This is a genomic window from Deferribacter autotrophicus (assembly GCF_008362905.1).
GTDB lineage: Bacteria > Chrysiogenota > Deferribacteres > Deferribacterales > Deferribacteraceae > Deferribacter > Deferribacter autotrophicus.
The window spans coordinates 363,149-386,381 of the sequence record NZ_VFJB01000003.1 but is presented as its reverse complement, the minus strand read 5'-3'; the positions used below and the strand labels follow the sequence as shown (position 1 = coordinate 386,381).

General features: G+C 32.8%; 19 protein-coding genes and 1 tRNA gene. 5 read left to right on the top strand and 15 right to left on the bottom strand.

Annotated features, from left to right (window positions below; translation table 11 throughout):
* Nucleotides 1–244 precede the first annotated feature (244 nt).
* From FHQ18_RS03850 to FHQ18_RS03825, 6 genes are all read right to left on the bottom strand, one after another.
* Nucleotides 245–3,529, bottom strand: coding sequence for a type I restriction endonuclease subunit R (locus tag FHQ18_RS03850; RefSeq protein WP_425457877.1), 3,285 nt, complete (start codon nucleotides 3,527–3,529; stop codon nucleotides 245–247).
* A complete protein-coding gene (locus FHQ18_RS03845; RefSeq protein ID WP_149265846.1) occupies nucleotides 3,526–6,666 on the bottom strand; it encodes a TrlF family AAA-like ATPase in 3,141 nt (1,046 codons plus the stop codon). The genes FHQ18_RS03850 and FHQ18_RS03845 overlap by 4 nt, the downstream gene beginning before the upstream one ends.
* A gap of 66 nt (nucleotides 6,667–6,732) precedes the next feature.
* Complete coding sequence (locus FHQ18_RS03840) at nucleotides 6,733–7,914, bottom strand: restriction endonuclease subunit S (RefSeq protein ID WP_149265845.1); 1,182 nt, start codon at nucleotides 7,912–7,914, stop codon at nucleotides 6,733–6,735.
* Entirely contained in the window at nucleotides 7,907–8,986 is a 1,080-nt protein-coding gene (locus tag FHQ18_RS03835; RefSeq protein WP_223144578.1) for a PDDEXK nuclease domain-containing protein, read from the bottom strand. Before FHQ18_RS03835 ends, FHQ18_RS03840 begins: the two co-directional genes overlap by 8 nt.
* Nucleotides 8,976–9,425, bottom strand: a complete 450-nt coding sequence (locus FHQ18_RS03830; protein WP_223144577.1) for a DeoR family transcriptional regulator — start codon at nucleotides 9,423–9,425, stop codon at nucleotides 8,976–8,978. The genes FHQ18_RS03835 and FHQ18_RS03830 overlap by 11 nt, the downstream gene beginning before the upstream one ends.
* Nucleotides 9,415–10,962 carry a class I SAM-dependent DNA methyltransferase gene (locus tag FHQ18_RS03825; RefSeq protein WP_149265844.1) on the bottom strand — a complete coding sequence of 516 codons (1,548 nt, stop codon included), beginning with the start codon at nucleotides 10,960–10,962 and terminating at the stop codon, nucleotides 9,415–9,417. The genes FHQ18_RS03830 and FHQ18_RS03825 overlap by 11 nt, the downstream gene beginning before the upstream one ends.
* A 182-nt stretch (nucleotides 10,963–11,144) precedes the next feature.
* On the opposite strand from FHQ18_RS03825, the gene FHQ18_RS03820 reads away from it, so the two are divergent.
* Complete coding sequence (locus tag FHQ18_RS03820; protein ID WP_149265843.1) at nucleotides 11,145–12,095, top strand: ParM/StbA family protein; 951 nt, start codon at nucleotides 11,145–11,147, stop codon at nucleotides 12,093–12,095.
* A 21-nt stretch (nucleotides 12,096–12,116) separates the two neighbouring features.
* Here FHQ18_RS03820 and FHQ18_RS03815 read toward each other — a convergent pair whose 3' ends face one another.
* Both FHQ18_RS03815 and FHQ18_RS03810 read right to left on the bottom strand, forming a co-directional pair.
* The gene (locus tag FHQ18_RS03815) at nucleotides 12,117–12,443 is read right to left on the bottom strand and encodes a hypothetical protein (protein ID WP_149265842.1); all 327 of its coding nucleotides are present in this window, start codon (nucleotides 12,441–12,443) and stop codon (nucleotides 12,117–12,119) included.
* Between the two features lie 81 nt (nucleotides 12,444–12,524).
* Entirely contained in the window at nucleotides 12,525–12,926 is a 402-nt protein-coding gene (locus FHQ18_RS03810) for a helix-turn-helix domain-containing protein (RefSeq protein ID WP_149265841.1), read from the bottom strand.
* A 528-nt stretch (nucleotides 12,927–13,454) separates the two neighbouring features.
* Here FHQ18_RS03810 and FHQ18_RS03805 point away from each other — a divergent pair.
* Nucleotides 13,455–14,372: a tyrosine-type recombinase/integrase gene (locus FHQ18_RS03805; RefSeq protein ID WP_149265840.1), complete on the top strand. Its 918-nt coding sequence runs from the start codon at nucleotides 13,455–13,457 to the stop codon at nucleotides 14,370–14,372.
* A gap of 64 nt (nucleotides 14,373–14,436) precedes the next feature.
* Here FHQ18_RS03805 and FHQ18_RS03800 read toward each other — a convergent pair whose 3' ends face one another.
* Entirely contained in the window at nucleotides 14,437–14,712 is a 276-nt protein-coding gene (locus FHQ18_RS03800) for a hypothetical protein (protein WP_149265839.1), read from the bottom strand.
* A 132-nt stretch (nucleotides 14,713–14,844) separates the two neighbouring features.
* On the opposite strand from FHQ18_RS03800, the gene FHQ18_RS03795 reads away from it, so the two are divergent.
* The 3 genes from FHQ18_RS03795 to FHQ18_RS03785 all read left to right on the top strand — a co-directional run bounded on the left by FHQ18_RS03795 (nucleotide 14,845) and on the right by FHQ18_RS03785 (nucleotide 16,924).
* Nucleotides 14,845–15,165, top strand: coding sequence for a hypothetical protein (locus tag FHQ18_RS03795; RefSeq protein ID WP_149265838.1), 321 nt, complete (start codon nucleotides 14,845–14,847; stop codon nucleotides 15,163–15,165).
* Nucleotides 15,166–15,285: 120 nt separating this feature from the next.
* Entirely contained in the window at nucleotides 15,286–16,566 is a 1,281-nt protein-coding gene (locus FHQ18_RS03790; protein ID WP_149265837.1) for a helix-turn-helix domain-containing protein, read from the top strand.
* A 172-nt stretch (nucleotides 16,567–16,738) separates the two neighbouring features.
* Entirely contained in the window at nucleotides 16,739–16,924 is a 186-nt protein-coding gene (locus tag FHQ18_RS03785) for a helix-turn-helix transcriptional regulator (protein WP_149265836.1), read from the top strand.
* Nucleotides 16,925–16,955: 31 nt separating this feature from the next.
* Here the strand turns inward: FHQ18_RS03785 and FHQ18_RS03780 are convergent, their stop codons facing one another.
* The 6 genes from FHQ18_RS03780 to rpe all read right to left on the bottom strand — a co-directional run bounded on the left by FHQ18_RS03780 (nucleotide 16,956) and on the right by rpe (nucleotide 23,131).
* Nucleotides 16,956–18,194 (bottom strand): tyrosine-type recombinase/integrase, encoded by a 1,239-nt coding sequence (locus FHQ18_RS03780; protein ID WP_149265835.1) that lies wholly within the window; start codon nucleotides 18,192–18,194, stop codon nucleotides 16,956–16,958.
* 276 nt (nucleotides 18,195–18,470) lie between these two features.
* Nucleotides 18,471–18,546 (bottom strand) — tRNA-Asn (locus FHQ18_RS03775).
* A 380-nt stretch (nucleotides 18,547–18,926) separates the two neighbouring features.
* Nucleotides 18,927–20,213 (bottom strand): adenylosuccinate synthase, encoded by a 1,287-nt coding sequence (locus FHQ18_RS03770; RefSeq protein ID WP_149265834.1) that lies wholly within the window; start codon nucleotides 20,211–20,213, stop codon nucleotides 18,927–18,929.
* Nucleotides 20,214–20,223: 10 nt separating this feature from the next.
* Nucleotides 20,224–21,321 carry an ATP phosphoribosyltransferase regulatory subunit gene (locus FHQ18_RS03765; RefSeq protein WP_149265833.1) on the bottom strand — a complete coding sequence of 366 codons (1,098 nt, stop codon included), beginning with the start codon at nucleotides 21,319–21,321 and terminating at the stop codon, nucleotides 20,224–20,226.
* On the bottom strand, nucleotides 21,318–22,475 hold the full coding sequence (locus FHQ18_RS03760; RefSeq protein ID WP_149265832.1) for a pyridoxal-phosphate-dependent aminotransferase family protein: 1,158 nt from the start codon (nucleotides 22,473–22,475) through the stop codon (nucleotides 21,318–21,320). Before FHQ18_RS03760 ends, FHQ18_RS03765 begins: the two co-directional genes overlap by 4 nt.
* Before the next feature lie 14 nt (nucleotides 22,476–22,489).
* Entirely contained in the window at nucleotides 22,490–23,131 is a 642-nt protein-coding gene (rpe, locus tag FHQ18_RS03755; RefSeq protein WP_149265831.1) for a ribulose-phosphate 3-epimerase, read from the bottom strand.
* Nucleotides 23,132–23,233 lie beyond the last annotated feature (102 nt).

Here is a 23,233-nt window from a genome sequence, read left to right as displayed (position 1 = left end):
CCCGGGACGGACTCGAAAAAAATCTTCTATCCATTTATAAAACAGTAAAATTTTAGTTAGCCAAAATGTTATGTTACTCATCTCGTTACTCATCTACTATATTTATATTTATAATTATATAACATCGCACCTTTGTAGACAAGTTAATTTTAGCCAATTAATCAAGATGTTGAAGCTTTTTTACAAACAGAATTAACAGCATTTGAAAAGTTGCAACAATATATAGCAAAGTTTATAAACAATTTCATGCTACTATTTCGTCGGCAATTAATTCTGCTTGTTTTAGCACAGTTTCTGTCGCAAGCGCCTGCATATCCGGGGGATAACCGTATTTACGAAGAGTTCTTTTTACAATAACCCTTAATCTTGCCCTTGCGCTTTCTCTTATTGTCCAGTCAATTGATGTATTCTTCTTTACCCTATCATAAAGAACAACTGCCAGCTCTCTTAACTTATCTTTTCCCATAAGCTCTCTTGCACTTTCATTATCTGCAACCGCACAGTAAAAGGCATACTCATATTCAGAAAGACCCATCTCTTCGGGCTCTTTGTCGCTTGCTCTTATATCTTTTGCAAGTGCAATTAATTCCTCAATAACCTGAGTGGCAGTTAAGATTTTATTATTGTATTTACGAATTAACTCTTCTAATGATTCCATTAAGGACTTGCTCTTTACTAAATTTTTTCTAATTCTACCCTTAATCTCATCGTTTATAATTTTTTTCAAAACCTCAATGGCAATATTTTGATGTTTCATTTCTTTTATTTCTTCAAGAAACTCATCAGATAATATAGAAATATCAGGTTTTTTTAGCCCAGCAGCATCAAAAACATCAATTACTTCATTAGAAACCATTGCCTTATCTATAACCTGTTTGATTGCTGTTTCTATTTCATTTATAGATTTTCCTCTCCCTGTGCTATCAAATTTTATAAGCCTTGACTTTAATGCCTGGAAAAAAGCAACTTCCTCTTTTATTTTAAGCGCTTCAGGGTGAGGAATTGCAATTGCAAACGCCTTTGAAAGAGCAGTTACTGCGTCAATAAACCTTTTTTTACCATCTTCAAGCCCAAGAATAAAGTTCGCTGCTTCAAGAATTATTGAAAGTTTTTCTTTTGTATCAGCATTAAAATACCTTTTATAATCAAAACCAAAAAACATATCCCTTACAACTTCCAACTTTTCAAGCATTATCTTCATAGCCTCTTCCTGAAGTTTAGCAGGATCTCCTTTGCCACCACTATCAGCGTAAAACTTTAACGCTTCCTTTAAATCTGCTGCAATTCCAAGATAATCAACAATAAGGCCTCCTGTTTTATCCTTATAAACTCTGTTTACCCTTGCAATTGCCTGCATTAAGGTATGTCCCTTCATTGGTTTATCAATATACATTGTGTGAAGGCATGGCACATCAAAGCCGGTAAGCCACATATCAACAACTATTACTAATTTTAACTCATCCTCAGGGTCTTTAAATCTATCTGCAAGTATTCTCCTTTGCTCCTTTGTTAGATAGAATTTTGCAATTTCAGGCTCATCTGAAGATGATACAGTCATCACAAGCTTTATTTTTCCTTTTTTAAGTTCATCACTATGCCAATCAGGCCGCAATTTTATTATCTCATTGTACAATTTAACTGCAATTCTCCTTGTCATAGCCACAATCATTCCCTTGCCTTCCATTACTGCAAGTCTTTCTTCAAAATGATTTACAATATCTTTTGCGATTTGCTCTACTCTTTCTTTGCTGCCAACAATAGCCTCTAATTTTGCCCATTTTGTTTTTGCTTTTTCAGTTTCAGAAAGACCTTTTTCATTAAGTTCTTTCTCAAATTCTTCAATTAACCTTTTACCTTCCTCATCAATATCTACCCTTACAAGCCTACTTTCATAATAAATAGGGACAGTTACACCATCCTCAACTGCGTTGGAGATGTCATAAATATCAATATAATTCCCAAAAACAGCTGGAGTATTTCTGTCTGTTTTCTCAATTGGAGTTCCTGTAAATGCAATGTAGGTTGCATTTGGCAGAGCATCCCTTAAATATTTTGCAAAACCGTATTTTATCTCACCCTTTCCCTCATTAATTTTTGCCTTAAATCCGTATTGAGTCCTATGTGCTTCATCAACAATTACAATAATATTGTCTCTTTCAGAGAGTGTTTCATATATATTTCCCTCATCAGGCCAGAATTTATGAATTGTTGTAAAAACCACACCACCTGATGCAACTTTTAAAAGTGTCTTTAAATGCTCTCTGCTTTCAGCCTGCACCGGCTCCTGCCTTAAAAGTTGTTTTGATGCAGCAAAGGTATCAAAAAGCTGGTCATCAAGATCATTTCTATCTGTAATTACCACAATCGTTGGGTTATTTAGAATCTGAATAATCTTTCCTGAATAAAAAACCATTGATAAAGATTTACCTGACCCTTGCGTATGCCAGATTACACCTGCTTTTTTATCTCCTTTTGCTTGAGTTTTTACATCAGGGAGACCATAAGAGGCAGGAGACTCCCTTAAAACATTATCCTGTTTATTTTGTCCAATAGCCCTGATGGTAGATTCAATCGCTTTGTTTACAGCATAATACTGATGATATGCAGCTATCTTTTTTGTTATCTGAATCATAGTCTGCCCTTTTTCATCCTCCCTTTTTGATTTATCAAAAACAATGAAAAATCTAATGTAATCAAGAAGGGTATTTTTATTTAAAAGTCCCTTTATTAAAATTTCCAATTGTGACTGTAGGGGCGAACCTATGTGTTCGCCCGTATGTTTTTGCGGGCAGACACGTAGGTCTGCCCCTACGGTGTGTTCGCCCGTGTGTTTTGACGGGCAGACATGCAGGTCTGGCCCTACGGGATCAATGGATTTCCACGCCATAAACCTGTCAAATCCGGCGGATAGACTTCCTGCCTTTGCCTCAAGCCCATCGGAAATAATCAAAATCTCGTTGTAGTTAAATAGAGAAGGGATTGTTCTTTTATAGGTCTGAATCTGATTATATGCTGATTTAATGGTTGCATTTTCATCTGCTGGATTTTTAAGCTCCATTACAACAAGAGGTAAGCCGTTTATAAAAAGCACAATATCAGGCCTTTTATTTACATTGTTTTCAATTACAGTAAACTGATTTACAACTAAAAAATCGTTATTTTCAGGGTTTTTAAAATCAACAAGCCAGACATAATCCCCTTTTTCCTCTCCATTCTTTTGATAACTGACCCTTACCCCTTCTGTAATCATACGGTGAAAGGCTTCATTGTTGGAAATAAGTTCAGGAAAATTAAGATTTTTTACCTGCTTTATTGCATCATCAAGAGCATATTCAGGGATAAGTGGATTTATAATTCTAAGTGCCTTTTTTAACCTGCTTTCTAAAATAACTTCTTCAAAAGATCTTCTTTCAGGACTCACGCCATCAGGTGCAATATCCGGACCAAAGGCATAATCATAGCCTTGAGATTGAAGAAGGTCGATGGCAAATTGTTCAATGGAATTTTCGTTTAGATTAGGCATGGTTATTTTCCTTTAAAATATTTTAATCTTCTTAAATCAAAAGCCTTTAAAGTTCCTTCAAGAATATCTGAAGCATGTTTATTTATTACAGGATTTTCTATAGAACCAGATTTAAAACTAAATTTATTCCCATTTTTCTTATCAATATTAACGAAAATAATTTGTTCTGCATCTCCAACAATTGCCAAATTAGGATTGTGTGTGACTAAAATAATTTGTCTTCTTTGCTTAGCTAATTTTATAAATTTAGTCAAAATCCTATATATACTTTCATTATCTAAATTTTCTTCTGGTTGATCTACAATAAGAGGAATATTATCTTTATCTAACATCAAATAAAAAACTATTAACAACGCTCCTTTTTCACCAGGAGAAAGCTGTGATATGCTTTTAGATCCTAATTTCAATTCATAAGTGGGCTCAACATATTCCAGTGAAAAGAGGTAATGATAAAAATCTTCTAATTCTTTAACTTGTTCAAATATATATCTTCTTTTTTCTTCATCTGTTTTTTCTTTAAAAGCTTCTCTATGATCAACTTCTAAAATATAGATAATCTTCTCCAAAAAACTTCTGAAATCTTCTTCAGAATTAATATCAACATTATCAACTAATTCTCTTAATAAAATCTCACCTTCTTCTTTCCCGTAAAAACTCCCTCGTAATTTTTGATTAATAAATGAGAGAAATTTGTCAACAAATTCATTTCTAATATTTAAAGCAGCTTCTATAATTATCTCATAATCTTCAAGCACTTCAGTATGGCTTAAGATTTCTTTATCTATTGCTTCTTTAAATTTCTTATAAATTTTTACTAATTCTTCTTTTTTCTTATAAATTTCTAAAGTTTTATTTATTCTCTCATCTCTCAATTGTTTTAAACGATTATTTAACTCTGAATTAACAAAATTAATTTGTTTTTCTAACCATTTTATGGTATCTGGTTTTGTTTCATCCCCTAAAATTTCATTTCTCTTTTGTTTCCATTTTTTCAAAGTCTCCAAATACTTCTGATATTTTTTCTCCGGCTCAGTTAGTTCTTTTTTTATTTTTTCTATTTCTGATTTTATTTTCTCTTTCTTTACCATTAAACTATTTTCGGTTAAATCCTTTCTTTTTTCTTCCTCTACTTTCTCTATATTCTCATTAATCAATAAAACTGCTTGAATATCTTCTATCTGCTTTTTAAATTCTTTAATTTTTTTCTCAATAGTTTTAGTGTTGATATTAAAAGTAATTATAGAATCAATATCCAGTCCGAATTTTTCAAAAGTAGCTTTATTGTCTTGCTTGAACTTTTCAATTCGCTGTTTTTCTAATTTAATATTCTTAAGTAATTGACTAAGTTCTTCTTGTTTTAGTGTTAAAACCTCAAGTTCCTTCTGCTTTTCTTTAATTTCTGTTTCTATATTATCTAATTCCTTATTTAATGCTTCTAATTTTTCAAACAATTCCCTTTGTTCCTTACTTAATTTCTCATCATCTTTGGGATTCTTAACCTCTTTCGGTTTATTCTTTTCATGTTCTTTTAATTCTTCCTTTTTTAAAGATAATTTATTTTCTAATTCCTGTAAATAAGTAGGATGCTGTTTCTTCTCTAACTCAATAATTTGTTTGTTTAGTACATCTATTTCATTAATAATTTGATTTATATCATTTTGAATGGATTGTTTCTTATAATCTATCAATTCTTGAAATGAACTTTTACCTAATTTTTGCTCATCAGGTAAATAACTAAAAACAATATTTTCCAATGTGTTAGGAAATTCTCTTTCCTCTATTTCGTTCGTTAGCTTTTCAAAAAAATTCTGAGGTAAATATCTTACACGCTCAGGTGCAGTAGTATCTGGTTTATCTGAAAGGTTTTTAATTATTTTAGTTTTATCTTCCCATTCTAAAGTAGCTTCAAAATTTTGTGCTAATCCTTTTGCAAGAAATCGGTCTTTTTTTAAAAAAGAAAAATCTTTATACTGATGCGAATTTCCACACAATCCTAAAATATCAACAATAGCACTTTTCCCACTACCTTTATTACCTATGATAGCTACAAGCCCTGAGTTAAAAGGTATTTCAATATCTTTAAACCAAATTCCTTGTTTTTCATCATAACCTGACACTTGAGTAATAGCTAAACTTTTAATAAATTTTGTTTTATTTTCTCTTACTCTTTTTAGCAATTCAGGTTTTTCACCAATAAAAACTCTCTCTTTGGGCTCATATTTAATCTGTTTCAATCCTTCAAAAGTTGGATCTGCTTTAATCCAAGTATATCTTCTTTCATCAGGTTCAAATAGTCTGTCAAAAGAATGAGCATCAGAACCCCATACACATGGTTTAAAGGATTTAAACTCTTTTTCATATTCTTTAGGATCTTTATAAAATTCTCCTAATGCCCATTTTATGGTATTGGGATTTGAAGCTAAAAGACCATCTGATTTTTGAATAATAATTTTCCTAACATTATGATCTTGACTATCCCATGAAATTTTACTCAAATCTTCGTCGGATGGAACAAACAGTAAATACTTTCCTTCAAAAATAGATTTCTTATTTGATAAAATTTTTGTAATATCACTATCATCAACTACTGCATTCATCATCCCAACTTCTATGTCACTTTTATCTTTAAATTTTTCATGCTCTTCTTTTAATCTTTTTCCTAATTCCTCTAAATTACTTATTGTCAATGCTCTTCTTTCATCTTCTTGTTGAGGTGTTCCCTCATAGACAAATTTCAACTCTCTTAAAAAATTTTCTTCAATATCTTTAATAGAAACTTTGTTAGAAAAAATAACATGAAAATTTATCCTATTCTTCCCTACTAATTTATTTAACCGGAATTCTATATTAGATAATATTAAAATTTTTTTTATCTTAGCTATCTCTTCGTCAGTAAATAAAGTAGATAGTTTATCATCTTTATCCAAATATTCCTCTTTAATCCTTTTATAACCTTCTATAGAGAAATAATCTGTTATTCCGATAACTGCTATTTCTTTTTCAATTGCGTTTTTAAATAGCTGCTTTACATAATTGTCAAAATCCTCCCCGAATTGATTATTTAAGCAGGAATATGGCGTATGCACATGCAAATCCCATTTTCTCCATTCAGAACCTCTTGAAAAATTATTGTATCTATTCATTTCCATCTCCTCTTTAATTATTCCCTCATTAAGGAATTGAAACAAAAGTATAAAATTAAAATTTTTTCATATACTCACCCTCACTTCTCCGCTCATTAGTTTTGGCAGGAGTGTATCCCGCAGTTTTTCCAATGTAAGGATTTGGTTTTTGTTTGATTGAATTTTCATAAAATAAGGCTTAACGATTTTATTAAATCTCTCCAAAGTCTCTTTATCAGGCTTTAATATCATTATTTGTTTTACCCCTTCATTATTTATATCAGGTTGAACTGTTCCGCTAACAAAAGAATCTTTTATTTCCTGAAACTCTTCTGATAATATAAAACACCAAATATAATAATGACTTAATTCAGTCGTTTTTAATCCAGTAAATCCAGTTGATAGAATAATATTATCAATATCTGAATAATCATCAAACATAAGTAGTTTCTTTACACCACCTTTTTTAGCAAACCAAACTGAAAATTCTATTGGTTGCATATTTGCTCTTGAAGGTCTTTTATCATAGGTAATGTATTCACCGCCTTGAATTTCAGTATCATTGACATCACCTGTAGCAAGATAAATTTTTATACCGTCAAATTTCTTAATTCCACTTTTAATTATTTTGGCAAGTTCGCTATCACCTAAAGAAACCTCCTCCCAATCCTCTTTTGCCTCTTCAATGAACCACTGGCGAAAGAGGGTTTCTGCCATTTTTTCAAGGGTTTTGTTCTGGCGGTGGAGAAGATCAATTTTATCATCCAATGATGAAAGCACCGATGCAATGGCTTTTTGCTCCGGGAGAGGGGGGAAAGAAAATTCTAATAATTTTAAAGTTGAACCAGATATTTCCCCAAAAGTTGTCCCTGTAGCTTGAGATTTTAAATATTCAATATTATTCTTTAATAAATAAAAAACAAATAAATTATCATATCCATTTTTTACTACAAGACTTCTAAATCCTTGATTAGTAGCTATTTCATTTTTTGCAATAGCTAAATAACCTACAGGAGCTCTTGAAGTTAATAATATAGAACCTTTAGGAAGTAACTTAGCACTTGATTCTTGCAATCCTAATTTTGTAATAAATCTTTCACCATGAGAAATATATATGCCTTTAAAATTTGATAAATCTTTTGGAGTTAACCATGGGATATTGCCATTCCAATATTCAGGTACTTTAGTTTTAGGAGTCCCTCCACCAATAATCTCCGCCACCTCCCCCAACTTCACTCTTTTCCATCCCTTCGGCACTTTATCAGTCATTGTCTTTCTCCTCTTTAACTTCATTTAAACTTGCTTCAATATCTTTAATATCTGGCAAAGAGGATTTTAACTCCTCTGGTAATTCTCTGGTAATTTTATATTCACTAACTCCAATTGGTTTTGAAATATCACGCAGAGAATATTCTACAATTGTTTTATTCTTTTCCTTACAAATCAAAATCCCTATTGTTGGATTGTCCTTTTCTGTTTTAAATAATGAATCAACTGCTGATATGTAAAAATTTAGTTTCCCTGCATATTCAGGTTTAAATTTCCCGGTTTTTAATTCTATAACAACATAACAATGTAATTTTACATGGTAAAACAACAAATCTATGTAAAATTCTTCTTCACCAACTTCAATCTTATATTGCTTTCCTAAAAAGGAAAAACCAGCTCCAAGTTCAAGGAGAAATTTTGTTAAATTTGTTAGTAAGTCATTCTCAAGTTCTTTTTCCGTATAATCATCTCTTATTGCAAGAAAATCAAAACAGTATGGATCTTTTAACATCTCTTTTGCCAGATCTGATTGCGGTTTAGGTAATGTTTTATCAAAGTTTGTTATGGATTTTCCTGCTCGTTCGTATAGTCCACTCTCTATTTGATGGGTTAAAACTGACCTTGACCAGCTGTTTTCTATTGTTTTTTGAACATAAAACAATGCTTCTTCAGGTGTTTTGCATTTAGAGATAATCACCACATTATGCCACCATGGGATTGAGGTTAATAAATGTATAATTTGCGAAGCAGGTTGCTGCGCAATTGGGAAATAGCCATTCCAGAAAAGAAACCATCTTCTTATTTGTTCAAGATTTCTTTTTGAAAACCCTTTCACATCAGGGAACTCCGCCATCAAATCTTTACTTAATTTTTCAATTAACTTATCTCCCCATTTTGCCTCTTTTTGTTTCTCTGCAATCTCTTTTCCAAGCTCCCAGTAAAAATTTAGTAATTCACTGTTTACCTTAACAGCAGCTTTTAATTGAACCTGTCTGAATTTTTCTTTTAAACTCTTTATCCATTCATTGTATTTTTTATCATTTTTCCAACCTTTTGGCACTTTATCGGTCACTATCTTTCTCCTTCAAAATATAATAGGTGCTTCTACCTGTTTCCCCTATTTTTTGAAAAATTTCTTTTTCGCATAATTCCTTTAAATCATTTCTGGCAGTTCTCTCAGAAACATTGAAAATTTGCCTATATTCTTTGTTTGTTATTCTCCCGTGCTCTTGAACATAAACTATAGCTTTAATCTGTCTATTATTAAGCCCCATTGAGATTAATTTAAGTTCACTGCCGGTTTGCTGCCTCTTTGTTGCCGGTTTATTGCCGGTTTGTTGCCGGTTTAATCGGTCGTAATCGTTCGCAATATTTTTTTCTTTCTCAGTTTTTTCATAATTAACTTTTTTAAATGTAACTCTAAAAGCAAAACCGGGATCAGACCATTCCATTTTTATTTCTGGATATTTTTTGAGTTCTTCAGGTTGCTTTAAAATTTCTTCAAGTTTCACTATCCTGCTCCTTCTGCGGAATCTCTATTTTTTCTAAATTTTCCAGAATTAGTTTATTCAGCCTCTCTTCTTCTTTTAACTGCTCCATAAATTCTGCTTTTAGTTTTGTAAGTCTTTCTTCAAAATCAAAGTCATCATCTTCTTCAGGAAGGCCAACATACCGACCGGGTGTTAATACATAGTCAAGGTCTCTTACTTCTTCAATTTTTGCTGATTTACAAAAGCCTCTTATATCTTCATAAGTTTCATCTTCTTTCTGCCATTTGTGATAGGTATCTGCAATCTTTTTTATATCTTTTTCTGTTAAAACTCTTGTTCTTCTATTTATGAGTTTTCCCATATCTCTGGCATCTATGAAAAGAATTTCCCCTTTACGGGTAGTTTTATTTTTACGGATAAACCATAAAGAGGCTGGAATTTGAGTATTTAAAAAAAGTTTAGGTGGCAAATTGACAATACAATCAATAATATCATCTTCTATCATATTTTTTCTAATTTCGTATTCTGCTGTTTGCTTTGTGGTAAGAGCACCTTTTGCAAGGACAAAACCGGCTTTTCCGTGTGGTGCAAGGTGAAAAACAAAGTGCTGTATCCAGGCATAATTGGCATTTCCAACAGGGGGCACCCCATACTTCCATCTGACATCTTTTCGCAACAAATCACCGCTCCAATCACTGTCGTTAAACGGTGGATTGGCAATAACAAAATCAGCCTTTAAGTCTTTGTGGGCATCGTTTAAAAATGAGCCTTCAGAATTCCACTTAACCTGCGAAGAGTCTATTCCTCTAATGGAAAGATTCATTTTACAAAGTCGCCATGTTGTGTAGTTGCTTTCCTGTCCATAAATTGAAATATCATTGATTTTCCCCTGATGTTCTTTTACAAACTTTTCAGACTGCACAAACATTCCACCAGAACCACAACATGGGTCAAAAACCCTGCCTTTGTAAGGCTCAAGCATTTCAACCAAAAGCTCAACAACACTTCTTGGAGTGTAGAACTGCCCTCCCTTTTTACCTTCTGCAAGTGCAAACTGTCCTAAAAAATACTCAAAGACATGGCCTAAAATATCAGCGCTTCTTTCCTTTGCTTTATCAAAAGCAATATTACTGAAAAGGTCTATTAACCTGCCAAGGTTTATTGGGTCTATATTGGCTCTGGCATAACCTTTTGGTAAAACTCCTTTTAATGAAGGATTTTCTCTTTCAATTAACTCCATTGCATCGTCAATGATTTTTCCAATTTCAGGATTTTTTGCATTAGATTTTAAAAATTCCCATCTTGATTTCTGCGGCACAAAAAACACATTTTCAGCTCTATATTCATCAACATCTTCAGGGTCAGCTCCTGCATACTCTCCTTCGCCTTTTTTAAGCTTTTCATATAAATCCTCAAACGCATCTGAAATATATCTCAAGAAAATAAGACCTAAAACAATATGTTTATATTCTGCTGCATCAATGTTTTTTCTTAATTTGTCTGCCGCTTTCCAGAGTTGCTGCTCAAAAGATTCTGTATTATTCTTCTTTTTTGCCATAACTAAACCTCCCTAACCAATTTTTATTTTACCATAAATTTCACATATTACATCATTTATTAAGATATAATTCTATTTTTTTTAGTTTAGAAAGAAAAATTCTTGGGAAAAAGAAAGTTTCTCATTGACCCGTTCTTTTACTAATTACAAGTGTGATTGGTTTATATTCATGGAGGTGTTTTATGAAAAAAGTTGTTTCAATTGATGTAGGCTTTGGTGATGTGAAAGTTGTTTATGAAAGAGCTGGTAATCTAGTTTTTAAAAAATTCCCTACTGCTATTAAGGAAGTCTTACCGACAAGAATTGATTTCTCAACATCGTCATCTGAAAAGGAATATTACTACAATTCACGATACTATGTAATAGGTGAAAATGCAAAGAACAACTCTTTAAATCAGTCTACTGTAAACAGCTTAGTTGAATTTACACCATTACTGATTTACAAAGCTATTATCGATTACCAATTGGAAACTGAAAATACTATCTTTGCATTGGGACTACCTTTGTATGAATATACCCAAAAGAATAAACAGCGTTTGAAAGCCAAGCTTGCAGATTTCGAAGTTGACTATAAAAAACAAGGATATTTTGTCCATATTTATCCCCAGGGAGTTGGCTGTTATTTTGCTTATACACTTTATCACAAACAAGAGATTCAAAATGCTCTCATACTTGATATTGGATTTAACACTGTTGAAATTATTCTGTTAAGAAATGGTCGAATTGTAAAAACTGAATCTACCATGCTTGCAAAAAACGGTATAATGCAAATCGCAGGTTTGCTTAAACGGCTACTTCTTGAAAGAAAGAAAATTAATCTAAGTTATCAGGAAGCAATTGATATACTAATTAATAAGTCTATCACAATATATGGCAAAAAATTTGATTTATCTGATATTGTGACAGAAGTAAAACGTATGTATTCTGATCAATTATTGAAAGAAATTTATGCGATGTATGATGATAATTTAAGAAGTGCAGATAGGCTTCTTTTATGCGGTGGTGGAGCATACCATATTGGTGATCATTTACCTGAAGAATACAATGGTCTGGCAGAAATCTTACCTGATGCTGAATTTGCAAATGCATTAGGTTACTATTTTGCATTGAAATATCAGCTTGAAAAAAAGTAACAAGCGGCAGTCCGTCTGCCGCTACTCCAATCCATCAATACCAAAATCTTCTAAAACAGCTTCAATTGGATTTTCAACGTTAATATTATTATCAGGATTTTTCGATACATTTTGATGATTAAAGACTGTTTTTTTTCCAATAAGAACATTGGCTTTATTTTCCAGCTTTTCAAAAACACAATTCAAATATTTTGAATAATTGCTTTTGATATTACCAGTTTTAACATTCTCCATCCATTCCCGAATAATCCCTCTCATTATTTCTCCTCTTACAGCTTTTGATGGGATACTTAATAGGAAAATGGTAATCTCATCATTTTCATCTACATAAAAACAAAATCTTTTCATAATAACACCTCTTATTCAATAATATTAAGAGAACCGGTCAATCTAAAAGCACTTTAAAGTGCTTTTGAAATAACTTTAAAATTACTTTAATTTGCTTTCATTTTTTAGCATTTTTAAAACCCTTCTTATTGTTTGATATGAAACTTTTACACGATGATCTTTAGCCATAATTTCAGCAATCTTTCTGAGGCTTAGGCCTTGCTGGTGATAATAAAGAATCTCGTCTCTGTATTTTAACAGTTTGGCTATTTTTGAATTTTTCCTCTTCAGCTTGTTCAACTTTTCTTTGTTCTTCAGCGCCTTCAGTTTTTTTGATTCCTTCGAAGTTGGTCTGTTAAGCGAATTTAAAAAGGCTTCAAGCGCATCGATCCCCATAAAAACTTGCAATTGAAACGACTGCAGAATTTGCCGCATATACGCTTTAGCCTCGGCCTCACTCATCTCCCTCATTTTTTCACACATACTCAACAACGCTTTCTTCATAAAACACCTCCAAAGACTCTGTTACACTCCACTGTTACAGAAAATAGAAAAAGAACAGGTCAACCTTTTGTTGTCACATTGAAAAAACTGGATGTTAGTTGCGTTAAGTTTGAAAAACTTGACGCAACTAACAAACGAAATATTGACCACGTATCTTATATATAAGTGAGAGCAAAAATAAGAATTTAAGATAAATTTAGCAGGCTTTTTCTCTACCGCATGTGCGGACTAAAAAACATATACAAGGACAGTATTGGAGTATCTGGAGTTCAGGTTGATTTATTCAACCCAGCAGGAGGCCGAGGTCACCAGCCTCTCAAGCTGGTCAACGCAGGCTAACCTGCAACCGGAGTTTTCTTTTTCCCCTTTGCAATCCGTCTCGGGAGGTTTTCCGGACGGTTTATTATATATTTTTTAAGGCTGACCTGTGTAAGGTCTCATAACCAAGTGCCTTAAAAAGCTTGGTTTGGAGTTTAACACTTTATTTTGTTGTTTGATTGGCAGGTTTGTTGGTAGAGGAGGTGTTTTATGAAAGGCAGTATTACTAAACAAGTTAATTATGTTTGGATGAAACTTGACGGCATTGGGACTTCTAAAAGAGAAAGTAGAAATGTCAGTGGTAAAACTGGTGCTCACAATCAAAAGGTGAGTGATAAGGTTCACAGTTACCGTTATAAAGACGAGGTTCTGAGAACAGCAAGAGAATTGGCACAATTTGCGAGGGAAAATTTTGGAATAAAAGATATGGAAAAGATAAGGGATGATGTGGTTAAAGCTTATGTAGATTACAAAATTGAGGATGGACTGACCTATAGAACCATATCAACTTACATTGCGCATTTATCAAAGGTTGCTATTGGCCTGGAGAAGATTGCTGAGGAAAAAGGGAAAGAATATAAAGCATTTTCAAGAGAATTTTTGAAAGAAGTGCGCCAAGAAGCTAAGCAGCATGCGGTAAAAAATATACATCAAAACAGGGCATATTCAAATCCAGAAAAGATCATTGCTAATTTATCAGCCCCTGAACATAAACTTGTAGCGGAGCTTCAACTGAATCATGGTTTAAGGGTTATAGAAGCATCAAGATTTTCTCCAGAACAGTTAAAAGAGGATAACAAAATTGAATATGTTGGTAAAGGTGGAAAGATGATGGAAAAAGTGCTGGATAGTGCTTTATATGATAAACTGAAAAGTAATGTTGAAAAAGCTGTAAATGAAGGAAAAGTAGGTTTTGAAGTAGATTATCAGGAGTTTCTTAAAGATTTAAAAAGGGCATGTGAAATCATAGGTGAAGAATATCATGCCAGCCACGGTTTCAGGTACAATTATGCCCAAAACAGATTGATGGAATATATAAACGAAGGGTACTCTCCTGACGAAGCAAGACAGCTTGTATCTGAGGACTTGGGACACAACCGCCCTGAAATTACAAAGCACTACCTGTGAGGTAGTGTTTCTGTTCCATTTTTAATTGAAGATAAAAGAAAATAATAAAAAACAGTAATATCAATTAATCTTTATTTTCAGTCTCGACATTGACAATAAACCAGCTGGGAAAGGGCCAATTCATAATTCTGCAAAGCTTATACATTGTCTTTAATGTGATATTTAAATCATCACCTTTTTTAAGTTGAGCAGCTATCTTTTTGCCAAATACTTTTTCTAATTGATAAAGGGTGTATCGTTCATTAATTTCTGATAATACATCAGGGCTTAATTTAATGCTTATTTTCTGTTTTTTTATTTCTTCCAACTTTTCTGTAAAAAAGTTTTTCCGTCTTCCCATTATACAACCCTTAATTTGTATATTCATCTTACAATTATATTTAAAAATTTCAATTTTTTATTGACAGTTCTCATTAATTGCGCTATTATCTCCCTATAAATTGGGATGTAAAACAAAAAAAAGGAGGTAACTATGACAGAAAAAGAATTGGGATTTGAAATCAAGGGTTACTCTTTTAAGGAAGCAACATTTACGGGACCTGAAACTTTATTGTTTGAGGAGCTTGATAATGAAGGCTACCTGCATTTTGCAAAAACTGCTGAAAACAAATTTATGCTTTATGTATCTACACCAGAACTTAATGTAACGAAAATAACATCGCCATTTACAGTTCATGAGCTCATTGGCTTCATTATGAAAGCTTACGATGAGGGAAAAAAGGAACTTGCTCATTTTCTTCTACTTCATCTGGCAGAAGCATATGAAAACCTTGCAACTATGGAGAATGTGTAGGGCTATGCGGCTAATGCCTCATAGCCCTGAGTATGGAGACTGGGTAACAATAAGAATAAACAAATTATTAGAATTATAATGCAAATGTCAATGCTAATTTGAACAATATGGAGGCAAGTAATGAAAAATTATAAAGATAAAATATTTTTATTTGTAAAAGATCAGTTTGAAGGGGATGTTAAAGCCTTTCAAGGTTACATACAAATGAATAAGTTAAAACTTGAGGATGTGGCTAAGCTTGTTGGCCTTAGCATTGATATGACAATACGCAATATGAGAAGGCATGGTATTGTGCCTTATACGGAGTTGTCAAACGCAAGAAAAGAATATGTCTGTCAGTATTGCGGTAAAACTTTTTATAACTATAAACACAGAGAAAAAGATAGCAGGAATATCTACTGTTCTATAAAGTGCCGTATTGATGCTAATCGAAAAACCTTTTCTTATAAGAAGTTTAGATTTGATATTACCAAATATGAATTTACCAAGCCGTTACCGGAGTTAGGTGATTATACATCAATAACTGGTTTTCGAAGGAAACAATTTGTTAACAGGGATAAGATTAACCATTTCTTTTTTCAAAAAGGAATTGTAGATGAAAAAACTGCTTATTTGTTTGGATTATTTTTATCAGATGGAAGTATTGGCAGAACAAATACTTCTTACTATATTAGAATTGGTCTTGCTGATGAAGATCTTGTAAAGCTTATTTCTAAGTTAATAGATTCTAAATATCCGATTAAAGTAACACATTTTGAAAACAAAAAAAGTATTTATATATTAAGAGTATACAGCTGGTATCTTTATCACGATCTTCAATGTCTCGGTTGTGGAGAAAGAAAAACTTACTATGCTAATTATCCCTATATAGAAGATGACAACTTACATAAACATTTCATCAGAGGTGTTCTCGATGGCGATGGCAGTTGGTACATGCATAATGGTAGTTTGAATTTGTCATTTTGTAGTAATGATAAACTGCTTTTTGGTATAACCAAAGTAATCGATAAAATACTTGGGATAACACCAACATCTTTATATTATCCCGAAAAAGGTAATATGAAAACCTTTTGTAAAATTGAATATTCACCTATATCAACAATAAAAATAAGGGATTGGATTTATGAAGATGCGAAAATCTTTTTACAAAGAAAACGGAATAAAGCTTATGATATAAAAATATATTATACGGTACGGGATGTTGCTGATGCCTGTGGAGTGTCTGTGTCTTATATCATCAAACTAATAAAAGAGGAAAAAATTGATTGTTATAGGGATGGAAAGAGAATTAAGTTTACAGAAAAACAGTATAATCAAGTAATTGATTATATTGTAAATAGGAAGAAACTTTATCCAGCCCATTTTCCGAAATACAGTTGGCTGTACAGATTTAATAATTGATTACTGTCTTAAGGCATGTGTCAGAATTTTGATACATGCCTTTTTTCAGTTAATCACTTTATCAAGAAATTTTCATTTTTTTCACCGAAATTATTAAAAATTATATTGACTCCTCTCCTTACTCTTATTGTCCTCTCTTTTTGAGGGGGAAAAAATTTTGTAGGAGGGGAGTATGTTTCAAGAGAAACTTTTAAAACTTTCAGAAGTACTTAAGATTATTCCTGTTTCAAAATCAACATGGTATGAAGGTATTAAGAAAGGTGTTTTCCCACCACCTATTAAACTTGGTAGGAGCAGTTTTTGGAAATCAAGTGATATTTTAAAACTTATTGAAGAAGCACCTCGTGCTGCTATCTAAATTAATATTTGTTTTTCATGAACGTATCCGCTTATGCGGATACGTACACCTTTTCTATATTGTTTGACAATATGAAAGAATTTTTAATCCTTTTAATAAATGGTCTGTCAGAAAATTTAAGTTCATCCAAATAATCTGCCCAAAACTGCATTAATTCTTTTCTCATGCTTAAATATTCCGCTTTATTATATACTTGACGAACTTTGTTTTTATCAGTGTGAGCAAGTTGCTTCTCAATAACTAAAGATGGAAATCCCATTTCGTGTAAAAAGGTTGATGCTATATGACGAAAACCGTGGCTAACCAATTCTTTATTGGAAATTCCCATTCTTCTTAAAGCAGTGTTAAGTGTATTCTCACTTAAAGGTTTATTCATGTTTATAGGTGATGGGAAAACATATTTGCTAATATGTCCGGAAATCGCATGAGCTTTTTTCAAAATTTCAACAACTTGATCTGATAATGGAACAATATGCGGTCTTTTTTTACCTTTTCTACCTTTCATCTTTTCAGCGGGGACATTCCATACTTTATTTTCAAAATCTATTTCATCCCATTCTACAAAGCGAACCATTCCCGGACGCCCAAAAGTATACAACAGAAATTTTAAAGCTAATTTTACAATATAAGTTCCATGATAATTATCAATTAGTTCAATTAATCGTTTGAGGTCGGTAGGGTTAGTGATTGCAGGAAAATTTCTCTCTGCACGGGATGGTAAAGCACCGCCAATTAAGGATACTGGATTTCTATCAGTGATACCCAAAGCTATGGCGTATTCAAATACTTTGTTACAAATTATTTTTGCTTTCTTGATTATTTCGTATGCCTTACGGTTCTCAATTCTTTTAAAACAGGCTATTAACAATTGAGGTGTTATATCATTTACATCAATTTTACCAAGATAAGGTGCAATATCTTTTTCAAATATTCTGATCTTACTTTCTTTAGTTGTTTCCTCATAGTCTTGTTTTTCCAGCCATTCGTAAAACAAATTTCCAAATGAACTGTTAATACCATCAATTGGTAAGCCTTTTTCTAATCTTTCAGTTAATTCACCAGCTTTTTTCTTAGCATCAGCCAGTAAAATATGAGGATATTCTCCCAATGACTTCATTGTATACTTACCATTATTTTTTTTATATCTATACCGCCAAAATTTTTTTCCATTTTTTCTTACTTCTAAAAAAAGTCTTTCTGCAACATTGATTCTATAATTTTTGCTTTTTGGTTTTAGTGATCTTATCTTTGCATCCGTTATTTTTTTCATAATTTGTACCTCCTTTAATTTTTTACAAAATCAATAAAGGAAATGGTCAATGTAAAATTGAGATATTTTGGATGCAAAGTTTTAAAAAAGAAATTTCATTATTAGTTTAATAATATTACGATTAGATGAGTAACTATTTTTGTTACTCATTTCGTTACTCATTTTGAGAGTGGATATAGATGGATTTCGCTGGACTTTGCAATACAAATATATGAAGATAATTCGTTGGTAATAATAAAATATTAGGACTTCTTTGGATGTGTTTGGAAATTTAAATGGCTCCCCGGGACGGACTCGAACCGCCAACCTAGTGGTTAACAGCCACCCGCTCTGCCGATTGAGCTACCGGGGAGCATCAAAGCGAATGTGTATATAGCAATATTGTTTTTCTTTGTCAACTATTTTTTGCAAAGTAATTTTAGATAGAAATAATGATATTCACCTGGGAAAAATTAACAAAAGAAAAAAGGTAGTAAAGCTAAAACTGGTTGTGGTTTAATTAAGGTTTAAGTTTAGGTTGAGGAAAAGTAGCAGGGGGGGGGTAGGAAAGGTTCAACGTTCAACGTTCAAGGTTAAGGCTTAGGTTAAGGTTGAGGGAATAAGTTTCAAGCATCACTCCTTCAACCCTTACAACCTTTACTACCCTTAATACCCCCATTAATACCTTTACAACCCTTACTACTAAAACTAAAAAACTTCTAATCCAAACTAGTTAACAGTTTGAAATGCTAATTAAAATACATTGTTAACAAGTATCGTCTGCTCTCTATCAGTTCCTAATGAAACAAGTGAGTACTCAATGCCAAGATAATCTTTAATAAAATCTAAATACTTCTTCGCATTCACTGGAAGGTCATCATAACTTTTCACATTGGTTATATCTTCAGACCATCCCTCCAACTCTTCATAAACCGGCTCACATCCTTCTAATATTTTTAGTTCTGGAGGAAATGTATCATAAATTTTATCTTCGTATTTGTAACCTACACACACCTTTATTTTTTCCAAACCACTTAACACATCCAATTTGGTAAGTGCGATATAACTTATCCCATTTATTATAACAGAATACTTCGCTGCCACAAGATCAAGCCAACCACATCTTCTTGGTCTTCCAGTGGTAGCTCCATATTCTCCACCCACTCTTCTAAGTCTCTCACCCATATCATCTTCAAGTTCTGTAGGGAATGGACCGCTACCAACTCTTGTGGTATAAGCCTTCATAACTCCAATAACTTTACTAATTTTAACAGGAGACAAACCTGTACCGGTGCAAGCTCCACCAGCTGTTGCATTACTTGAAGTCACAAATGGATAAGTCCCATGATCCACATCAAGAAGCGTCCCCTGGGCCCCCTCCATCATTATTTTTTTCCCTTCGTCATAAAGCTTATTGATAAGATAACTTGTCTCAGCTACGTAAGGCTTCAAATATTCTCCATACTTTTTATACGTGTCATAAATTTTATTAGCATCCAGTTTTTCAAGTCCATAAATTTTTTCAGCAATGCTATTGACCTCTTCCACATTCTCAAAAATCTTTTCCTTCAAAACTTCATCATCAAACAGATCACATACCCTTATTCCTACTCTTGCCATTTTGTCAGCATAAGTGGGACCAATGCCTCTACCAGTGGTACCGATCTTTTTTGAACCTTTTTTCTGCTCTGAATGCTTATCAAAAAGCTTATGATATGGCATAATTAGGTGACATCTCTTACTTAGAAAAAATCTCCCTTCAAAATTTATCCCTTTTGATTTCAAATCCTCAATCTCTTGAATTAAAGCTTCAGGGTCAACGACAACACCATTACCAATAATATTAACCTTATCCTCATGCATGATCCCAGATGGTATTAGATGTAAAATATACTGCTCACCCTTTATAACCACTGTGTGGCCTGCATTATGCCCACCCTGGTATCTTACAACTACATCACTTTCAGCAGTATAAATATCAACAACTTTACCTTTACCTTCATCGCCCCATTGGGCACCTAACACAACACTACATGGCATAACATACCTCTCACTTAATTATTTTTCCAAACTTATAATACTGAGGCATTTTATTTGCCTCATTTTCCTCTAAAACCCAAATAACTTTATATCCTTTTTGTTTTAATTTTAATGCCTCAAAAAATCTTTCTTCTCCCACAATAAGATAATCATAACTCAAATCATCATCTTCAAACTTGAGATAACTTAATAACTCCTCCACATTTATGGCAAAACCACAGGCTTGCAGAGGAAAATCATACTTGTTCATCAGATTGTCATATCTACCGCCACCACAAAGTATATCACCTGAAGAGGAAATTATATCAAAATTTATCCCCGTATAATAATCGAAACCTCTCATTTCACTGGCATCAAAAACTATACAATCCTCTGGAATACCTGCCTGTACAAGGTTTTCCAAAAGCTCATTTACATATTCAAGTCTTTTTATAAAAGGTGCTGGTATATCTTTATTTTGAACCAAACTTTTAACAACTTCTCTATCACCAAAAGATTTTATCAAACTAATCAAAAAATCATAATCATTTTCATCAATTACATTTTTATTCTTTAACTCTTTTAATCCATTTATACTTTTTTGCTTTAAACATTTGAGAATATATTCATTGTTATTAAAATGCTTCAAAATCTCATTAACTAAAAAACTATCCCCTATGATAATTTTAAAATCATCTATTCCCAGATTTTTAATCGAATTATACGCCATAAATAAGATTTCCGTATCACCTAAAAACTCCTTTACACCAAAAAGTTCACAACCAACCTGATATTTTTCTGATTTCAATCCCTTATTCAAATCAACATTTCTAAACACTCTTCCCTTATATGATACCCTTATGGGCAACGGATATTCTCTCATGTAAAGGGAAACAAATCTACATACCTGCGGCGTAAAATCCGGGCGGAGAACCATCGATTTGCCACTAAACCTGTCTATAAACCTTATAATATTCTCATCTTTAAAATCCCATGCGACATCTTTTAATACATCATAAAACTCATAAAGAGGTAAAAATATTTCTGTATAACCATTTTCTTCAAATATATTTGAAAGTATTTCTATAATCTTATTAAGTTTTTTTGCTCGTTTTAAAGCCAAACTCATAACCCTTTGATCCTGCTTTTATAAATCACTTCCTCAGCAGCCTTTACACCAGCCCCCATTTCAAATTCATATCCAAACTTTTTGAGACCCAACTCAAGGGCAGAAATAGCCACAACTGTATCAAAGACATCATGATACCCTAAATGAGAAATTCTCACAATTTTACCTTTTAGATGATCTTGCCCACCAGCAAAAGTAACACCCATCCTTTCTCGTAAAAATTTTACAAATTTACCACCATCAATCCCATCAGGTAGATAAAAACCTGTTGCCGCATTTGAAGGGATGTCTTTTGCTAAAATCTGTAACCCAAGAGCTTTCACAGCCTCCCTTGTTGCATCTGCACAAACACTGTGTCTCAAATAAACGTTTTCCAACCCCTCTTCATGCATTAAATCAAGCACTTTATTTAGCCCAATTATCAGAGACACAGCTGGTGTATAAGCTGTAGTATTGTTATTCTGAGCTTTTCTTTCCTTTATTAAATCCAAATAATATTTAGGCATCTTAGATTTTTCTACAAATCTCCATGCCTTTTCACTCATAGCAATGATGGATAATCCAGGAGGAAGCATAAATGCTTTTTGCGAGCCTGTAACAAGAATATCAATCCCCCATTCATCCATTTTTGTTTCTACCACTCCCACAGATGTAATCCCATCCACCACAAAAAGTGTATTATCAAACAATTTCAAAAGATTTCCTATTTTATCAACGGGGTGATAGGCAGTAGTGGAAGTCTCACTTGCCTGAATAAACACAGCTTTTGTATCAGGGTTTGCAATCAGCGCAGACTCTACTTGCTCAACTTTTACAGAACGCCCCCATTCTAAATCTATAGTCATAACATCTAACTGAAATTTTGAACAAATCTCAGCCCATCTTTTACCAAATTTACCAGCATTTACAACCAATACCTTGTCACCTGGAGACAAAGTATTAACAACCGCAGCCTCCATAGCAGCTGTACCACTACCAGAAATCAGTAAACAATCGTTTTTAGTCCCAAATATAGGTTTAAGCTTTTCTCTGACATCAGCAAAAATATTTGAAAATTCTGAAGTTCTATGATGCATCATAGGTTTTGCCATTTCAAGCAAAACTGATTCAGGTACCATAGTAGGACCAGGTGCAAGCAAATACTTCTTAATCATACTAATCTCCCCTATTATACCTTTAGTGATTTTATCTTTTCTTTATAATCTGTTGAGTTAAAAATATAGCTTCCAGCTACAAGAACATCGCAACCTGCTTCTTTCAAACTGGCGGCATTCTTACCATTTACTCCGCCATCCACTTCAATAATGATATCCTTTTCAAGTTTTGATACCATTTCTTTTAAACGTCTTATTTTAGCCAATGAAGTTTCTATAAACTGCTGCCCTCCAAAACCGGGATTTACACTCATAATTAGTACCAAATCTACAAAAGGTAAAATCTCTTCGAGCATTGATAAAGGTGTCGCAGGATTTATGGAAACGCCTGCTTTTACACCTAAATCCTTAATCTGTGTAATGAGTCTATGTAAATGAATCGACGCCTCGGCATGCACTGTCAAGATATCTGCTCCAGCTTTAACAAATTCTTCCACATACTTTTCAGGTTCTGATATCATCAAATGTACATCAAACGGTAGTTTTGTAACTTTTCTCAACGATTTTATTACAACAGGACCTATTGTAATATTAGGCACAAAATGACCATCCATAACATCTATATGGATCCAATCAGCCCCTGCCATTTCAACAGCTTTAATTTCCTCACCAAGCTTTGAAAAGTCAGCACTTAATATAGATGGAGCAACTATCATCTTCTTCCCCTTGACACAGAAATTTCAACTAGTACTAACATTCTACAAATTACCCCAAAGTTGTAAAACTTTATAAAAGAAAAGGCAAGATTTTTCTATAAC

Excerpts from the sequence above, each read along its gene's own strand:
- FHQ18_RS03815 (WP_149265842.1), bottom strand. The coding sequence starts at position 12,443 with ATGAAAAGATTTTGTTTTTATGTAGATGAAAATGATGAGATTACCATT.
- FHQ18_RS03765 (WP_149265833.1), bottom strand. The coding sequence starts at position 21,321 with ATGAGTTTGGCTTTAAAACGAGCAAAAAAACTTAATAAGATTATAGAA.
- FHQ18_RS03825 (WP_149265844.1), bottom strand. The coding sequence starts at position 10,962 with ATGGCAAAAAAGAAGAATAATACAGAATCTTTTGAGCAGCAACTCTGG.
- FHQ18_RS03840 (WP_149265845.1), bottom strand. The coding sequence starts at position 7,914 with ATGACTGATAAAGTGCCGAAGGGATGGAAAAGAGTGAAGTTGGGGGAG.
- FHQ18_RS03820 (WP_149265843.1), top strand. The coding sequence starts at position 11,145 with ATGAAAAAAGTTGTTTCAATTGATGTAGGCTTTGGTGATGTGAAAGTT.
- rpe (WP_149265831.1), bottom strand. The coding sequence starts at position 23,131 with ATGATAGTTGCTCCATCTATATTAAGTGCTGACTTTTCAAAGCTTGGT.
- FHQ18_RS03795 (WP_149265838.1), top strand. The coding sequence starts at position 14,845 with ATGACAGAAAAAGAATTGGGATTTGAAATCAAGGGTTACTCTTTTAAG.
- FHQ18_RS03780 (WP_149265835.1), bottom strand. The coding sequence starts at position 18,194 with ATGAAAAAAATAACGGATGCAAAGATAAGATCACTAAAACCAAAAAGC.
- FHQ18_RS03790 (WP_149265837.1), top strand. The coding sequence starts at position 15,286 with ATGAAAAATTATAAAGATAAAATATTTTTATTTGTAAAAGATCAGTTT.
- FHQ18_RS03810 (WP_149265841.1), bottom strand. The coding sequence starts at position 12,926 with ATGAAGAAAGCGTTGTTGAGTATGTGTGAAAAAATGAGGGAGATGAGT.
- FHQ18_RS03805 (WP_149265840.1), top strand. The coding sequence starts at position 13,455 with ATGAAAGGCAGTATTACTAAACAAGTTAATTATGTTTGGATGAAACTT.
- FHQ18_RS03770 (WP_149265834.1), bottom strand. The coding sequence starts at position 20,213 with ATGCCATGTAGTGTTGTGTTAGGTGCCCAATGGGGCGATGAAGGTAAA.
- FHQ18_RS03785 (WP_149265836.1), top strand. The coding sequence starts at position 16,739 with ATGTTTCAAGAGAAACTTTTAAAACTTTCAGAAGTACTTAAGATTATT.
- FHQ18_RS03800 (WP_149265839.1), bottom strand. The coding sequence starts at position 14,712 with ATGGGAAGACGGAAAAACTTTTTTACAGAAAAGTTGGAAGAAATAAAA.
- FHQ18_RS03760 (WP_149265832.1), bottom strand. The coding sequence starts at position 22,475 with ATGATTAAGAAGTATTTGCTTGCACCTGGTCCTACTATGGTACCTGAA.
- FHQ18_RS03845 (WP_149265846.1), bottom strand. The coding sequence starts at position 6,666 with ATGAATAGATACAATAATTTTTCAAGAGGTTCTGAATGGAGAAAATGG.